This is a genomic window from Citrobacter sp. Cpo147, from assembly GCF_030332405.1.
Taxonomy (GTDB): Bacteria; Pseudomonadota; Gammaproteobacteria; order Enterobacterales; family Enterobacteriaceae; genus Citrobacter; species Citrobacter portucalensis.
The window spans coordinates 40,996-55,960 of sequence record NZ_JAOWHX010000041.1; the positions used below are offsets into that span (position 1 = coordinate 40,996).

Genomic DNA, 14,965 nt, shown 5'->3' on the forward strand with positions numbered 1-14,965 from the left:
GAAGGGGTTCAGGGAGATTACTGCATCAACAGATAGATGGAGCTGTCACCGCGCTGAATGTTCAGCGCCAGCACAGCCGGTTTGCTGTCGAGGATTTTGCGCAGTTCAGCGATGTTTTTCACCGGTTGCTGGTTCGCGCCGATAATCACATCCCCTTTCTTCAGGCCAATCTGTGCGGCCGGAGAATTCGGTTTCACGTCGCTTACCACGACACCTTTGTCCTGGCCTTTGTTGCTCATATCGGCACCTTCGATGCCTTTAAAGATAGAGCTGGAGTCAACCTGAGTCTGGCTGCTCTGCTGCAATTCCAGGTTCACGGTGACCGGCTTACCGTCACGCAGCAGACCCAGGGTGATTTTGCTGCCAACCGGCATCGTACCGACCTGCGCACGCAGGGCGGCGAAGCTGCTGATCGGTTTGCCATTCAGGGAGGTAATCACATCCCCAGCTTTAATCCCCGCTTTCGCTGCGGAAGAGTTCGGCATCACCTGGCTGACGAATGCGCCACGCTGGGCGTCAACTTTCATCGCTTTCGCCAGCTCAGAGCTCAGCTCGGTACCCATAATGCCCAGCTCACCGCGTTTAACCTGGCCAAACTCAACCATCTGCGAGGTCAGGTTTTTCACCATGTTGCTTGGGATCGCAAAACCGATACCGATGTTACCGCCGTCCGGCGCGAGGATCGCGGTGTTAATACCGATCAGCTCACCGTTCAGGTTGACCAGCGCACCACCGGAGTTACCCCGGTTGATCGCAGCATCCGTCTGAATAAAGTTTTCATAGTTCTCCGCATTCAGGCCACTACGTCCCAGCGCAGAAACAATACCGGAAGTCACCGTTTCACCGAGGCCAAACGGGTTACCAATTGCCACGGTGTAATCACCCACGCGCAGCGCATCGGAATCTGCCAGCTTAATCGCCGTCAGGTTTTTCGGATCCTGAATTTGGATCAGCGCGATATCGGAGCGCGGATCTTTACCCACGATCTTCGCGTCAAATTTACGACCATCGCTTAACTGAACTTTAATCACCGTGGCATTATCTACCACGTGGTTATTGGTCACGACATACCCTTTCGCGGCATCAATAATTACGCCGGAACCGAGTGCCATAAATTTCTGCTGCTGGCCGCCGCCATTGTCAGCGCCCGGTGCGCCGCCCTGGCAGAACGGCGAACTCTGGAACGGAGAACCGTCCTGGCAGAACGGTGAATTATCACCGAAGAACTGCTGGAAATTACGCGGCATGCGCGGCGTATTTACCGTCGTGCTCCCCTCGACGTTAATACTTACCACCGATGGCATCACTTTTTCGAGCATCGGGGCCAGGCTTGGCATCTGTTGGGCGGTCATTGCTGAAGACGACGTCTCAGCCGCTGTAGCAGACAGGGGGGACAACGCCAAACCTAAACTCAGAGCCAGTGCACTCATTGCTAATGTGGTTTTTTTCATGTGTTTCGTTCTCGATTAACAGGTAACGCAAAATTGCTGTATACGTCAGAGTCGTTTTATAGCGCTAAGTTCCAGAATTAAGTTTAAGGAAAAAGTAAAATTTTATTGTCCGTCTTTACAAATGAGTATTTATTGTTCTACGGCCATCAAGCGACGATATTCATCCCAGGCATACAAATCTGTCATTCCGCTGATATAATCCTGGATCAGTCGGCAGCGATAATAATATTCCAGAACCGAATACTCGGCGCACCCCGTCGATATTTTACTAACTGCCTCAACATACGCAAGACGATGGCGGGTAGACAATTTCTGAAATAAACGGGACTCGATAGGAAAACGTTTTACTCTTTCATTGTCGACCAGTTCAGAAAAATCTGACTGAGACATTTTTAATAACGGCTGATAGATCTCCAGCAACCCGCTGATCACCCGATAGCCCTGTAGTTCCAGTTGTTCAACATCCGGATGGCTAAACACATGTTTTACCGCCACATTTTTATAAACACCCAGTAACTGGCTGAAGCTACTGGCATCTTCTAGCAGCGCATGATTAAAGCTGCCTTCATAAATCTGCGGCAAATTATCAATAAACCGCTGGGCCGCATATGGCACCAGTTTATTCAGCGTATTGACGCGTAAATACATAAAGAACTGATCTTCGGTACTCCGGCTTAATGTATTTGAACGTGACTTCTCCCAGGCGTTCTCAACAACCTGGCTAAACAGAGAACCTTTTTCATGCTGCCCCCACGCCTCATGCAGGTGGTGATAAAGTTGCTCGACGCTAAAGATTCTTTTCTCAACGGCATCTTCCAGATCCGCCACGCAATAAGAGATATCATCGGCAGCTTCCATAATCCAGGTTAATGGAAAGCGACTGTAAGGCGCTAATGATAATTCTTTACGCAACCGCTCAATATACGGTTCTTCAGAAAGGTAATAACCCGGTTTCTTCATTAAATAGTTGTGCGTCTCGGGTGCACTGCCGCGCCACCACGCCGGACGGGTATATTTTAAAATACCGCCGACCTGCGCCCAGGTAAGGTTCATACGCATCAACGTATGCACAAGGCGAATACCCTGTGCATTGCCTTCAAAATGGCACAGGTCCTGGCGCACCTTGCGGCGAATATCATTCAGCGACTCCTCGCCTTCACGCAATCGTAATGCCGTCACCTGGCAACGGTCATCACTTAGGGGCTGGCTTTCTGCGTCTGCGGGATACAGTCGCTGGCGAAACCAGTCATTAATTGCCGCCTCCCCAAAATGGCCAAACGGCGGATTACCAATGTCATGCATCAGGCAGGACATTTCGACAATACTCTCAAATGGCCCTGTCAGTTCATCCAGGCCATACTGCTCCAGCAGCTTTAGTTCTTTCAGTCGGCTGAGGATCTCTTTCGCGATATAGCGCCCAACCTGCTGAACTTCCATCGAGTGCGTCAAGCGCGTGCGTACTGCCGCATTACGCTCCAGCGGAAAGACCTGCGTTTTTTGTTGCAGTCGGCGAATGGCCGGTGAATTGATAATACGTCCGCGATCGCTTTCGAAAATACGCAGGATCTCATGCTCAGTCTTCACGCCCTGCGGCGAACGGTAACGACGATGCCAGTTTATTTTTTTTCGGAAATCGATCTGTGCCATGTCCTCTCCCGCCTGAGAAATGCGCTACCCCTTAAGCGCATGATAGACTATGCCCTCAAATCTGGCTTATCGCGAGTAAATCTATGAAAATCGGCATCATTGGTGCAATGGAAGAAGAAGTTACGCTGCTGCGTGACAAAATCGAAAACCGTCAGACCATCGCGCTCGGCGGTTGTGAAATTTACACCGGCCAACTGAACGGTACAGAGGTTGCGCTGCTGAAATCGGGTATCGGTAAAGTGGCTGCGGCACTGGGCGCTACGCTGTTGCTTGAACGCTGCAAGCCGGACGCCATCATTAATACCGGTTCTGCGGGTGGCCTGGCCTCTACGCTGAAAGTCGGGGATATCGTAGTTTCTGACGAAGCGCGCTATCACGACGCCGACGTCACTGCCTTTGGCTATGAATTTGGTCAGCTACCGGGCTGCCCGGCTGGTTTTAAAGCCGATCCTGCGTTGATTGCTGCCGCAGAGTCTTGCATCGCCGAACTCAATCTGAACGCCGTTCGCGGACTTATCGTCAGTGGCGATGCCTTCATTAATGGTTCCGTGGGACTAGCTAAAATTAAGCATAACTTCCCGCAGGCGATTGCCGTTGAGATGGAAGCGACCGCAATTGCGCACGTTTGCCACAACTTTAACGTGCCATTTGTCGTGGTTCGCGCTATCTCTGACGTTGCCGATCAGCAGTCCCATCTCAGCTTTGACGAATTCCTGGTGGTTGCCGCGAAGCAGTCAAGTCTGATGGTTGAAACGCTGGTACAGAAACTGGCGCATGGCTAAATTACTCTCCAGGGCGCTGGTCGCCCTGCTTTTCACTCTCCCGGCGTTCCTTTACGCCGCGCCGCGTGTTGTGACGCTTTCTCCTGCCAATACTGAACTCGCTTTTGCCGCTGGCATTACCCCCGTTGGCGTCAGCAGCTATTCAAACTACCCGCCAGAAGCCAAAAATATTGAGGAAGTCTCAACCTGGCAAGGGATGAATCTTGAACGTATTGTGGCGCTGAAACCTGATTTGGTTGTCGCCTGGCGCGGGGGAAATGCTGAGCGGCAGGTGAATCAACTGACCTCTCTGGGTATTAAGGTCATCTGGGTGGACGCCGTTACTATTGAGCAGGTTGCCGATGCGCTACGCCAATTAGCGGCATGGAGCCCCAAGCCTGAACAAGCTAAACAGGCGGCGCAAACCATGCTTGATGACTATGCTTTACTTAAATCTCAGTATGCCAACAAACCGAAAAAACGCGTGTTTCTCCAGTTTGGTGCCAATCCTCTGTTTACCAGTGGAAAAGGTTCTATTCAGCACGAAGTTCTTGAGGTATGCGGCGGAGAAAACATCTTTGCCGGTAGTCGGGTTCCCTGGCCGCAGGTTAGCCGTGAGCAGGTCCTGGCACGAGCCCCCCAGGCTATTGTTGCCACAGGCGGTCCGGGTGAAACTCTGAAAATTGAGCAATACTGGGGAAACCAGCTAAAAATACCCATTATTACACTTAATAGTGACTGGTTCGAACGCGCGAGCCCGCGTATTATCCTCGCCGCAAAACAACTCTGTAATGCGCTTTCACAGATAAATTAGCGCCTGCCCCACCAGGTCTGTTGTGAGGATTTAAAAATGCTCGTCTATTGGCTTGATATTGTCGGCACCGCGGTATTTGCAATCTCTGGCGTATTACTGGCCGGAAAATTACGTATGGATCCGTTTGGCGTCCTGGTACTCGGCGTGGTTACCGCCGTTGGTGGTGGTACGATCCGCGATATGGCGCTGGATAATGGACCGGTTTTTTGGGTTAAGGATCCGACCGATCTGGTGGTGGCGATGATCACCAGCATGCTGACGATCCTGTTGGTACGTCAACCAAGACGCATACCGAAATGGATCCTTCCGGTGCTGGATGCCGTTGGCCTGGCGGTGTTCGTGGGTATTGGCGTCAACAAGGCATTTCTCGCAGGAACAGGGCCGCTGGTGGCGATTTGTATGGGGGTGATTACCGGCGTTGGTGGTGGGATCATTCGCGATGTGTTAGCTCGTGAAGTCCCGATGATTTTGCGCACCGAGATCTACGCCACAGCCTGTATTATCGGCGGGATCGTGCATGCAACGGCGTTTTATACCTTTGATGTTTCACTGGAAAACGCCAGTATGATGGGGATGATTGTCACCCTGCTGATTCGGCTTGCCGCCATTCGCTGGCATCTGAAATTGCCGACGTTTGCGCTGGATGATAACGGGCGTTGATGTGACGATACAGAACATGTAGGCCGGATAAGGCGTTTACGCCGCCATCCGGCACATTGCCCGGTGGCGCTACGCTTACCGGGCCTACACCATCAGACCATCGGTATTACAGACAGCAATCAGATGCTGAAAGAAGAACCACACCCGCAGGTGCTTTTCGCATTCGGGTTAGTCACAACGAAGCGGGAACCTTCCAGACCTTCGGTATAGTCAACCGCACCGCCCACCAGATATTGCAGACTCATCGGATCAACGACCAGACCAACACCTTGTTTTTCAATGGTCATATCACCTTCATTCACCTGGTCATCAAAGGTGAAACCGTACTGGAAACCGCTGCAACCACCGCCAGTGATATACACGCGTAATTTCAGATTCGGGTTTTCTTCGTCAGCGATCAAGCTTTTTACTTTATTGGCTGCTGCTTCAGTAAATTGCAGTGGCAGCGCTACGTCATCACTCATATTTTGCTCCAAACGACATCGGCAATTGGGTAAATTTCAACCCAATATTTTGGGCCATTATCTAATACCCTGGTATTTCGTTCAAGTATTCTCGCCAGCGGCAGTCCCCTGGCTTTTCGCCGCCTGCTCCGCTTCCTGTTTTGCCAGCGTACGAGCCAGGATAGTCGAGTATAGCGGCTTTCCGCCCATAAATTGGGCTAATAGTGTTGCGCCAAGACAGGTAATAATCATTGGCAAAATGAGCTGATAGTTATCAGTCATCTCCAGCACCAGCACAATACCCGTTAGCGGCGCACGCACCGAAGCAGCCAACAAAGCCCCCATTCCGGCAATGGCAAAGGTTCCGGCCTCCAGGTGATACTGCGGAAAAGAGGCTGCCGCAGCCATACCGAACGCCGTACCAAGCAACGTGCCCAACGCCAGCATCGGGGCAAAGATCCCACCGGGCGCGCCGGATGAGAAGCACAGCAGCGTGGTGATCACCCGGGTGATAAATATAAACAGCAGTAGACCGACGCTAAAATTGCCTGCTGCGGCAATCGGGATCAGATTAAAGCCACCGCCTGCCGCTTCAGGTTGAATTAATCCGAGGATCCCGCACAGGCCACCGATCACGCCGCCCATCAGCACCCATTTTTTAATTTCACCGCCGTGAAAGCGCTGGAACATATCCTGGGTACGCAACACCATAGTGTTGAACAACGGCCCGACACAGCCAAAAATAAGTCCGAGCACCAGATACAGCCACAGTGTATTTACTGGCGCATTAGACAACTTTCCGACTTCAATAATCGGGGCTTCGCCGTTGAAAATACGAAACACAATGCTCGACATTATAACGCCGGTAAACACGGCTTTGATCGACACGAGGTTATAGCGAAACTGCGGGCGCATCTCTTCAATAATGAACAGGATCCCCGCCAGCGGAGCGTTAAACGCCGCCGAAAGACCCGCTGCCGCACCGGTAGCCAATAAGGTATGTCGCGCTTCTGCGCTACGCATACGGAAAATATCCAGCACCATGCGCCCGAGGTTACCACCAATCTGCACGGTCGGTCCTTCTCGCCCAAGCACCATGCCGGCTCCCAGCGTGCCCATGCCGCCAATAAATTTCACCGGCAGAACGCGCCACCAGCGCACCGGTCGCAGCTCTTCCAGCGCGCCTTCAATCTCTGGGATCCCCGAACCACCGGCTTCCGGCGCAAACTTACGCACCAGGAAATAGCCGACCATCGCCAGCAACGCGGAAAGAATAAACGCCAGCGGCCACAGCAGAATGTCATGGTCCGCAACCTGAGCCAGCGTGCCAATGCGCTGATTCTGCACCCAGGTCACCGCTTTCTCAAATGCCACGCCAACAAGCCCTGTCACTGTACCCACTACGGCAGCCATCAACAGGATCGCCAACGGCGTTTTGTCTCGTTCCAGGAGACGACGAATTTGATCCCTGCGGCGTAAACGCACAATTTGTTGTGCTTCAAAAGAGGGAGTGTCTGTCTTCATCAGATGATCATTAATTGGTAATACAAATACGGAATCGGCATTCTACTCGCACATTTCACGAAAATCCCCTGCAAATCGTATTGTTTCAAATGCGTAAAACTTTCATAACCTTCTCTGAATAACTAGAATAGCGGGCATTTACTTTTTCTACGAACCAGGACCCCATCCATGAGTAAGTCTGAAAATCTCTACAACGCAGCACGCGAACTTATCCCAGGCGGCGTTAACTCCCCCGTTCGCGCCTTTACTGGCGTGGGTGGTACTCCGCTGTTTATCGAAAAAGCGGACGGCGCGTATCTGTACGATGTCGATGGTAAAGCCTATGTTGACTACGTCGGTTCCTGGGGACCGATGGTGCTGGGCCATAATCACCCGGCAATCCGTAATGCGGTGATTGAAGCAGCGGAGCGCGGTTTAAGCTTCGGCGCACCGACCGAAATGGAAGTCAAAATGGCGGAGCTGGTCACTGAGCTCGTGCCGACCATGGACATGGTGCGTATGGTGAACTCCGGTACGGAAGCGACGATGAGCGCCATCCGTCTGGCGCGCGGTTTCACCGGTCGCGATAAAATCATCAAATTTGAAGGCTGCTACCACGGCCACGCCGATTGCCTGCTGGTTAAAGCCGGTTCCGGCGCGTTAACGCTGGGTCAGCCGAACTCTCCGGGCGTTCCGGCCGATTTCGCGAAACACACCCTGACCTGCACCTACAACGCTCTCTCTTCGGTACGTGCCGCATTTGAACAGTATCCGCAGGAGATCGCCTGCATCATCGTTGAGCCGGTCGCCGGCAACATGAACTGCATCCCGCCGCTGCCGGAATTCCTGCCGGGCCTGCGTGCCCTGTGCGATGAGTTTGGCGCGCTGTTGATCATTGATGAAGTAATGACCGGTTTCCGCGTGGCGTTGGCCGGAGCGCAGGATTATTACGGCGTCGTGCCGGATCTGACCTGCCTCGGTAAAATCATCGGTGGTGGGATGCCCGTTGGCGCATTCGGTGGCCGCCGCGATGTGATGGATGCGCTGGCGCCGACCGGTCCGGTTTACCAGGCGGGGACGCTTTCCGGTAACCCGATCGCGATGGCGGCAGGTTATGCCTGTCTGACCGAAGTCGCCCAACCGGGTATTCATGAAACGCTGAACGAACTGACGACGCGTCTGGCGGAAGGTCTGTTGGAAGCTGCCGAAGAAGCGAATATTCCGCTGGTGGTTAACCATGTGGGCGGGATGTTCGGGATTTTCTTCACCGATGCAGAAACCGTAACCTGCTATCAGGATGTGATGGCATGCGACGTCGAACGCTTCAAGCGCTTCTTCCACATGATGCTGGATGAAGGAATTTATCTGGCGCCGTCTGCTTTCGAAGCGGGCTTTATGTCCGTGGCGCACAGTGAAGACGATATCAATAACACCATCGACGCCGCGCGCCGGGTGTTTGCGAAGTTGTAAAAAAGAGAACGTGCAGAAATGTAGGCCGGGTAAGGCGAAGCCGCCACCCGGCTTTTTTATTGCCGGATGTCGACGCAAAGCGTCTTATCCGGCCTACATGAAAGGGGTCAGCCTCAGCGGCTCTGCTTTCTCAGCAGATAGATAAAGTACGGCGCACCAATAAACGTCGACAATAATCCCGCCGGGATCTGATACGGAAACAGCACCATCCTGCCGCACCAGTCAGCAAAGACCAGCAACACGCCACCCGCCAGCGCCGAAATCAGCATATGCGGCATCGCTCGCCGAAAACCCATCATACGGGCAATATGCGGCGCCATCAGCCCGACAAAGCTCAACGGTCCAATGGTCATGGTGGCTGTCGCCGTCAACCCTGCCGCCAGCAGCAGTAACCCCACGCGCGACGGCGTGATTGCCATACCCACCGCCCGAGCCGTATCGCCGCCGAGCGGTAAAATTGTCAGCCAACGGCGGCACAGCGGCGTCAGCGCCAGCAGAATCACCATCACAATCCCGGTACGCAGTACCTGCTCTCCGCTCGCGTTATAGGTTGAACCGGAGATCCAGGTCAGCACGCCCGCCATGCGCGGGTCGCCGCTGGCCTGCAGCATCATCAGCAGCATAGTAAACGCCGTACTGAGCGCCATGCCGGCCAGCAGCATACGGTGCGGTGAAAAACCACCGCGCCCGGCGGCAATCATAATGATAAGCAGAGTAGCCGCGGCCCCGAGGCTTCCGGCAGGCAGCAGCCAGCCAAAAGCATTTCCAGGGACCAAAAACAGCATGAGCACCACGCCAAATGCCGCACCGGAGCTAATGCCCAGCACTTCCGGACTGGCCATCGGATTGCCAGTCAGACGCTGAATAATACAGCCCGCTACCGCCAGCATCACCCCGGCAATCAGGGCCGCCAGAATGCGAGGCCAGCGCCAGGGCATCAGCTCATCCAGCATCGCACCGCTGGCCCAAGTCCAGCCATGTGCGTCGCGGCCAAACGACAGCGCCACCACAAGGGTTAGCAGTAAAATTACGCCACCTGCCAGCGCAAACATCAGCACATTCTGACGTTCAGCGGCGATGCGATTACTGGCGTTCATATCCGGGGCGCTCATACTCCTTAAGCGCGGCAACAACCACAGCAGCAACGGTGCGCCAATCAGCGCCGTCACTGAACCGGTGGAGACTTCCATCCATACGCGGGTCAACCACAGAATGATTTGGTCGGAGAGCCAGAGGATCAACGCACCAATCAGCGGGGCCAGCACCAGACGAGCCAGCAAACGACGCGCACCGAGCATTTTCGCCAGCAGCGGTGCAAACAGGCCAATAAAGCCGATAATCCCAACCGCGTTAACCAGTAAGGCGCTGATAACAATGGCCAGCGATAACGCCGCCAGACGCGCCAGCGACAATGCCAGACCGAGGTTACGCGCCACGCCGTCATCCAGTCCCATCAGCGTCATTGGGCGTAATAACAACAGAGTCAGCATCACGCCGCCCAGCAGCTGCGGCCACAGACGTTGTACGCCGCTCCAGTCGGTTTGCGTTAGCGTGCCGCTGCTCCATAAAAACATGCTTTGCAGTTGATCGTGATGGAAGATAACCATCAACTGGTTAATCGCCCCGCAGTACAGGCTGACCACCAGCCCGGCAAGGATTAACGTCACCGGAGAAAGGCGCTTGCCCCAGGCAACGCCAAACACCAGCGCCCCAACGACACATGCTCCCGCCAGCGCCGCAAATTGCGTGGTCAGCGCACCTGGAATAGCCCACAGCGTGGTAACCGTAATGCCCAACTGCGCCCCGGTCGCAACGCCCAGTGTGGTTGGCTCCGCCAGAGGGTTACGCAACACCTGCTGAAACAATACGCCGACCAGCCCCAGCCCGGCACCGACCAGCAGAGAAATCGCCAGCCTCGGCAGCAGGCTATAGTGAAAAACCATCTGCTCAATGATGTCGATATCCGGTGACCAGATAGCCTGTTGCCACTGACTGCGCGGTAGCGCAACGGAGAAGTTAACCCATGTCAGCCAGCAGGCAGCAACAAACAGAACAGCCAGCAGGAAAGTTGGGAACAACGCAATACGTTTACTCACGCTTTGCCTCCCAACGCATTATCCAGAATACGGGCAAAATGCATGGCCGATAGCGTTGCGCCATAAAACCAAACGGCAGGCACACGTTGAAAACGTCCGCTACGGACAAACGGCATCGCCTGCCATAATGGCGTAGACATCAGCGCAGCCATCTCTTTATCGTTGCCGTGATCAAAGCACAGCACATCGACATCCTTATAAGCAGCCAGACGGTCAATACTCACGGCAGTGCTACCCCAGAAGTTTGTTTCTCCCTGCCAGGCATTTGGGATCCCATATTCGTCCAGTACGTCCTGGAACAGGCTGTTTGAGCCAAACACCAGCATATGTCGCGAATCAAGCAAGGACGTAAGCAATACGGGGCGCGCGCCACGTTGAATGAAGCGCGGTTTCAGGCTGGCGATAAAACGATCGTACTCAGTCAAATGGCGTTCAGCAGAGGCTTGCAGATTGAACAATTGCGCCATTTCCTGCAGCGATTGTCGCGCAACGGCCAGCGGCTTTTTGCCATCGCTGAAGTTAAATCCCCGGCCAGGTGCAATCCGCGCCAGCTTTTCAGGGGAAGGACCATAGCCTGCCGACCAGAGCAGAAATGAGGGCTTCATTTCGGTCAGCAGTTCGAGATTGGGCTCCGTACGTAGTCCGACGTCAATCACCGAATCAGGCAGAGGAGGTTCACTGACCCACAGCTTGTAGTTAGGGATATCTGCGATGCCGTACGGCGTAATCCCCAGCGCCAGCAGCAGCTCTACCGGCAGCCATTCCAGCGCTACAATGCGCTGTGGATCAACCGCCGCGGCGTGTGCCGTATTCATCCGCCACAGCAGAGGCGACAGCGCCATCGCCGTAAGCAATCGCCGACGGGTAATATGATGTAATCCGATCATTAATAGACAAAACTCACGGGTGCGGCACCGGCCGGATGCGGCAAAATGCCCATCGGGATACCGTAAATTTGTTCCAGAGTTTCACTGCGCATCAGTTCAGCTGGCGTTCCTTGAGAAATCATCTCACCGCCGCGCAGCGCAACGAGGTAATCGCAGTAGCGGGCCGCCATATTGATATCATGCAGCACCGCAACCACCGTCAGCCCGCGCTGCTGGCTTAAGCGGTGCACCAGCGCCAGCACGTCAACCTGATGGGCGATATCCAGCGCGGAAGTCGGTTCATCAAGTAGCAGGCAGCGGCTGTCCTGCGCTACCAGCATGGCAATCCACGCACGTTGGCGTTCTCCGCCCGACAGGCTATCGACCAGACGGTGCGCCAGCGGTTTTAAACCGACCAGCGAAATCGCTTCTTCTACTTTCTCTCTGTCGGCAACGCCAAAACGCCCCAGCGCCCCGTGCCATGGATAACGACCAATCGCCACCAGTTCACGCACTGTCATCCCTTCCGCCTGCGGTAACTGCTGCGGCAGATAGGCGACCTTGCGGGCAAACGCTTTGCTGCTCCAGCTCTCCAGCGGCTGTTCATCGAGCAGGATTTCACCTTCTGACGGCGGCTGATGACGTCCCAGCATTTTCAATAACGTCGATTTACCGGAACCGTTGTGGCCGATAAGACCAGTCACTTTTCCCACAGGAAAAGTTAATGAGAGAGGATGCAATAGCGTGCGGCCAGGCACACGAAAGGAGACATTACGCAACGCAAAAGTGGTGTCGGGATGGGATCTGTTTTCCTGCATAGCAGCCAACTTGTAAAACGGGCACGCAAAGCGTGCCCAAAGAGAAATTAGAAACGGAAGGTTGCAGTCGCAACGACCTGACGTTCTGCGCCCCAGAAGCAGCCATACGTATTGAAACAGCTGGCGACGTATTCACGATCAAACAGGTTGTTCACGTGCAGCGCCACGTTGGAGCCAGCCATACCAACACGCGCCAAATCGTAACGCACTAACGCATCTACCAGCGTGTAGCTTCCCACTTTGAAGGAGTTTGCCGGATCGCCATAACTGGAACTAGTATAACGAACACCCGTACCCAACGTCAGCCCGGAAAGCGCACCGTCATAAAGGGTATAATCTCCCCACAGTGATGCCATATGTTTTGGCACCTGAGCAGGCGTGTTGCCTTTGTAGGTGGTGTCGGTGGTGTATTCTGCGTCAGTGTAGGTATAAGAACCCACCACGTTAACGCTGGCAGACAGCGCTGCTTTCGCTTCGATTTCCACACCACGTGAACGAATTTCACCGCCGTCAACTGACCAGGACGATCCGTTCGGATCGGCCATCAGGTTGTTGGTTTTGGTCAACTGGTAAACGGCACCGGTCAACACGATCGGACGATCGCTCGGTACGTACTTCACGCCCGCTTCGTACTGCTTACCTTTAGATGGAGCAAAGATATTACCGCTTTCCCCGACCTGAGAATTAGGTTCAAACGATTCGCTGTAGCTGAAATACGGGGTCACACCGTTGTCGAACAGGTAGTTAACACCGCCACGCCAGGTAAACTCTCTGTCATCACGGGAATCCAGCACGCCAGAAACGCGGTTCAATGAGTCCTGCTTAGCCCAGTCGTAACGACCGCCCAGAGTGAACAGCACCTTATCCCACTGCATCTGATCCTGAGCGTACAGGCCCGTTTGTTCCTGTTTATTCAGAACGCGATAAGGTGCGCCTGGTCCATTATGCGCCCCAAAATCAAAGTCGCTACGGTCAAGGTTATAGATATCAGACGGCGCTACCGAACCAGCCCAACCGAACCAGGAGTTGATATCATTACGCATACGCATATAGTCAACGCCGGTCAGCAATGTATGATCCAGGGAACCGGTGGCGAATTTGCTCTGCAACTGGGTATCAACAGAGAAATTCTGCAATTTTTCATTATCGTCAACGTACTGACGAGTCAGCGTGTGATCCCAATCTGACTGAGGGATGTTTTTACATGGACTAGCGTTGAGTGCTGCCTGGTTTTTTGTATACAGCGGATCAGAGCACATGCCGTAGCCGTACACGCTTTTCTGCGACACTTTGTTTTGCGCGTAGCGCAGGTTCTGACGTACGGTAAAGGTGTCGTTAAATTCGTGGTCGAAGCTGTAGCCCACCATCTTCTCGTTACGAGAGTAGGTATTGTTGTCCGCACCTTCGTTGAAATCGGTCGGCAGACGTGAACCATTTGGCAGTTTAGACACGGTCCCCTCTTTCGGCAACCAGCCGTAATAACCGGTTTCCGGCTCGTTCTGGAAGTAGGAGAGGAAGGTGAAATTCGTCTTATCATTCGGACGCCATGTGAAAGATGGCGCGATGGCATAACGTTGTTCTTCTGCGCCCTGCTGCTGCGCATTCGCGGAACGCGCCAGGCCGGTCAGACGGTATGAGTACACACCATCGTCATCCAGCGCATCGCTGAAGTCAAAACCGGTCTGGAACAGACTGTCTGTGCCCATTTTGAACTGAACTTCTTTCAGCGGCTCCGTTGTCGGGCGCTTGCTGACCATGTTCAATAACCCACCCGGGTTGCTCTTTCCGTACAGAACGGAAACCGGACCACGCATCACTTCAGCGCGTTCCAGCATATAGGGGTCGATAACCGCATCGTTGTAGAAGTTGCCCTGCATCTTCAGGCCATTCAGATAGTTATTCTGACTTTGGCCGTCGGCGGCAAATCCGCGAATAATCAGGTAGTCATAGGTATTAGAAGCACCACGCGTGCCCACGGCAACGCCCGGGGTGTAGCTGAGTGCTTCTTTAACCGATTTCGGCTGATGCAACGCCATCTCTTCGGCGGTGACCACTGAAATAGACTGCGGAACTTTCTGAATAGGAGTATCTGTTTTGGTCGCCGTAGCAGACTGTCGTGCAGCGATGGTTGCCGCTGGCCCCCATGCGCTTTCCTGCGGAGCAGGTGCAGCAGTTACGGTGATGGTTTCTTCTTTCGGGTCAACCGCCGCCTGTGCATAGACAGACATGCCGCTAACCGCTGTGGCTACCACTACTGCGATTTTACGCAGCGATGAACTTGGCTGAGCAGTTTTAAGACGCGCCATTGGTATTTCTCTGATGAAAGTGAATGATAACGTAAACGAGAATTATTATTATAACGGCAGCATAATATTCGAAACTCTGGCGAGATAGCAAGCAATACGCGTCCCTACTAAAACTGAGGGGTTAAGAAAT

The 14,965-nt window shown here is 53.8% G+C and carries 13 protein-coding genes; 4 read left to right on the forward strand and 9 right to left on the reverse strand.

Going from position 1 to position 14,965, the window contains the following annotated elements:
• Positions 1-17: 17 nt before the first annotated feature.
• Positions 18-1,451 (reverse strand): serine endoprotease DegP, encoded by a 1,434-nt coding sequence (gene degP, locus OGY06_RS20975; protein WP_003829191.1) that lies wholly within the window; start codon positions 1,449-1,451, stop codon positions 18-20.
• 129 nt (positions 1,452-1,580) lie between these two features.
• Positions 1,581-3,098 carry a dGTPase gene (gene dgt, locus OGY06_RS20980; protein WP_126956855.1) on the reverse strand — a complete coding sequence of 506 codons (1,518 nt, stop codon included), beginning with the start codon at positions 3,096-3,098 and terminating at the stop codon, positions 1,581-1,583.
• A gap of 83 nt (positions 3,099-3,181) precedes the next feature.
• Here dgt and mtnN point away from each other — a divergent pair, with 83 nt between their 5' ends.
• From mtnN to OGY06_RS20995, 3 genes are read left to right on the forward strand one after another with little or no spacing between them, the layout of a single operon-like run.
• On the forward strand, positions 3,182-3,880 hold the full coding sequence (gene mtnN / locus OGY06_RS20985) for a 5'-methylthioadenosine/S-adenosylhomocysteine nucleosidase (RefSeq protein ID WP_003829195.1): 699 nt from the start codon (positions 3,182-3,184) through the stop codon (positions 3,878-3,880).
• Positions 3,873-4,673 carry a vitamin B12 ABC transporter substrate-binding protein BtuF gene (gene btuF / locus OGY06_RS20990; RefSeq protein ID WP_003829197.1) on the forward strand — a complete coding sequence of 267 codons (801 nt, stop codon included), beginning with the start codon at positions 3,873-3,875 and terminating at the stop codon, positions 4,671-4,673. The genes mtnN and btuF overlap by 8 nt, the downstream gene beginning before the upstream one ends.
• Before the next feature lie 36 nt (positions 4,674-4,709).
• Entirely contained in the window at positions 4,710-5,333 is a 624-nt protein-coding gene (locus tag OGY06_RS20995; protein ID WP_003829199.1) for a TRIC cation channel family protein, read from the forward strand.
• A 119-nt stretch (positions 5,334-5,452) separates the two neighbouring features.
• Here OGY06_RS20995 and erpA read toward each other — a convergent pair whose 3' ends face one another.
• From erpA to clcA, 3 genes are read right to left on the reverse strand one after another with little or no spacing between them, the layout of a single operon-like run.
• Entirely contained in the window at positions 5,453-5,797 is a 345-nt protein-coding gene (gene erpA / locus OGY06_RS21000; protein WP_003829201.1) for an iron-sulfur cluster insertion protein ErpA, read from the reverse strand.
• Positions 5,790-5,855, reverse strand: coding sequence for a small protein YadW (yadW, locus tag OGY06_RS21005; protein ID WP_122973801.1), 66 nt, complete (start codon positions 5,853-5,855; stop codon positions 5,790-5,792). Before yadW ends, erpA begins: the two co-directional genes overlap by 8 nt.
• A 23-nt stretch (positions 5,856-5,878) precedes the next feature.
• Positions 5,879-7,300, reverse strand: a complete 1,422-nt coding sequence (clcA, locus tag OGY06_RS21010; protein ID WP_003829202.1) for a H(+)/Cl(-) exchange transporter ClcA — start codon at positions 7,298-7,300, stop codon at positions 5,879-5,881.
• Positions 7,301-7,468: 168 nt separating this feature from the next.
• Between clcA and hemL the strand changes: the two genes are divergently transcribed.
• Positions 7,469-8,749, forward strand: coding sequence for a glutamate-1-semialdehyde 2,1-aminomutase (hemL, locus tag OGY06_RS21015; protein WP_003829203.1), 1,281 nt, complete (start codon positions 7,469-7,471; stop codon positions 8,747-8,749).
• Positions 8,750-8,862: 113 nt separating this feature from the next.
• Here hemL and fhuB read toward each other — a convergent pair whose 3' ends face one another.
• The 4 genes from fhuB to fhuA are packed head-to-tail and all read right to left on the reverse strand — an operon-like array spanning position 8,863 to position 14,835.
• Positions 8,863-10,845, reverse strand: coding sequence for a Fe(3+)-hydroxamate ABC transporter permease FhuB (fhuB, locus tag OGY06_RS21020; protein ID WP_063941133.1), 1,983 nt, complete (start codon positions 10,843-10,845; stop codon positions 8,863-8,865).
• Positions 10,842-11,732 (reverse strand): Fe(3+)-hydroxamate ABC transporter substrate-binding protein FhuD, encoded by an 891-nt coding sequence (gene fhuD, locus OGY06_RS21025; RefSeq protein WP_063941132.1) that lies wholly within the window; start codon positions 11,730-11,732, stop codon positions 10,842-10,844. The genes fhuB and fhuD overlap by 4 nt, the downstream gene beginning before the upstream one ends.
• Positions 11,732-12,529 (reverse strand): Fe3+-hydroxamate ABC transporter ATP-binding protein FhuC, encoded by a 798-nt coding sequence (gene fhuC / locus OGY06_RS21030; RefSeq protein ID WP_003829206.1) that lies wholly within the window; start codon positions 12,527-12,529, stop codon positions 11,732-11,734. Before fhuC ends, fhuD begins: the two co-directional genes overlap by 1 nt.
• Before the next feature lie 47 nt (positions 12,530-12,576).
• Complete coding sequence (gene fhuA, locus OGY06_RS21035; RefSeq protein WP_197385275.1) at positions 12,577-14,835, reverse strand: ferrichrome porin FhuA; 2,259 nt, start codon at positions 14,833-14,835, stop codon at positions 12,577-12,579.
• Positions 14,836-14,965: the final 130 nt, after the last annotated feature.

Coding starts and splice junctions, on each gene's coding strand:
- degP (WP_003829191.1), bottom strand. CDS start 1,451: ATGAAAAAAACCACATTAGCAATGAGTGCACTGGCTCTGAGTTTAGGT.
- dgt (WP_126956855.1), bottom strand. CDS start 3,098: ATGGCACAGATCGATTTCCGAAAAAAAATAAACTGGCATCGTCGTTAC.
- mtnN (WP_003829195.1), top strand. CDS start 3,182: ATGAAAATCGGCATCATTGGTGCAATGGAAGAAGAAGTTACGCTGCTG.
- btuF (WP_003829197.1), top strand. CDS start 3,873: ATGGCTAAATTACTCTCCAGGGCGCTGGTCGCCCTGCTTTTCACTCTC.
- OGY06_RS20995 (WP_003829199.1), top strand. CDS start 4,710: ATGCTCGTCTATTGGCTTGATATTGTCGGCACCGCGGTATTTGCAATC.
- erpA (WP_003829201.1), bottom strand. CDS start 5,797: ATGAGTGATGACGTAGCGCTGCCACTGCAATTTACTGAAGCAGCAGCC.
- clcA (WP_003829202.1), bottom strand. CDS start 7,300: ATGAAGACAGACACTCCCTCTTTTGAAGCACAACAAATTGTGCGTTTA.
- hemL (WP_003829203.1), top strand. CDS start 7,469: ATGAGTAAGTCTGAAAATCTCTACAACGCAGCACGCGAACTTATCCCA.
- fhuD (WP_063941132.1), bottom strand. CDS start 11,732: ATGATCGGATTACATCATATTACCCGTCGGCGATTGCTTACGGCGATG.
- fhuC (WP_003829206.1), bottom strand. CDS start 12,529: ATGCAGGAAAACAGATCCCATCCCGACACCACTTTTGCGTTGCGTAAT.
- fhuA (WP_197385275.1), bottom strand. CDS start 14,835: ATGGCGCGTCTTAAAACTGCTCAGCCAAGTTCATCGCTGCGTAAAATC.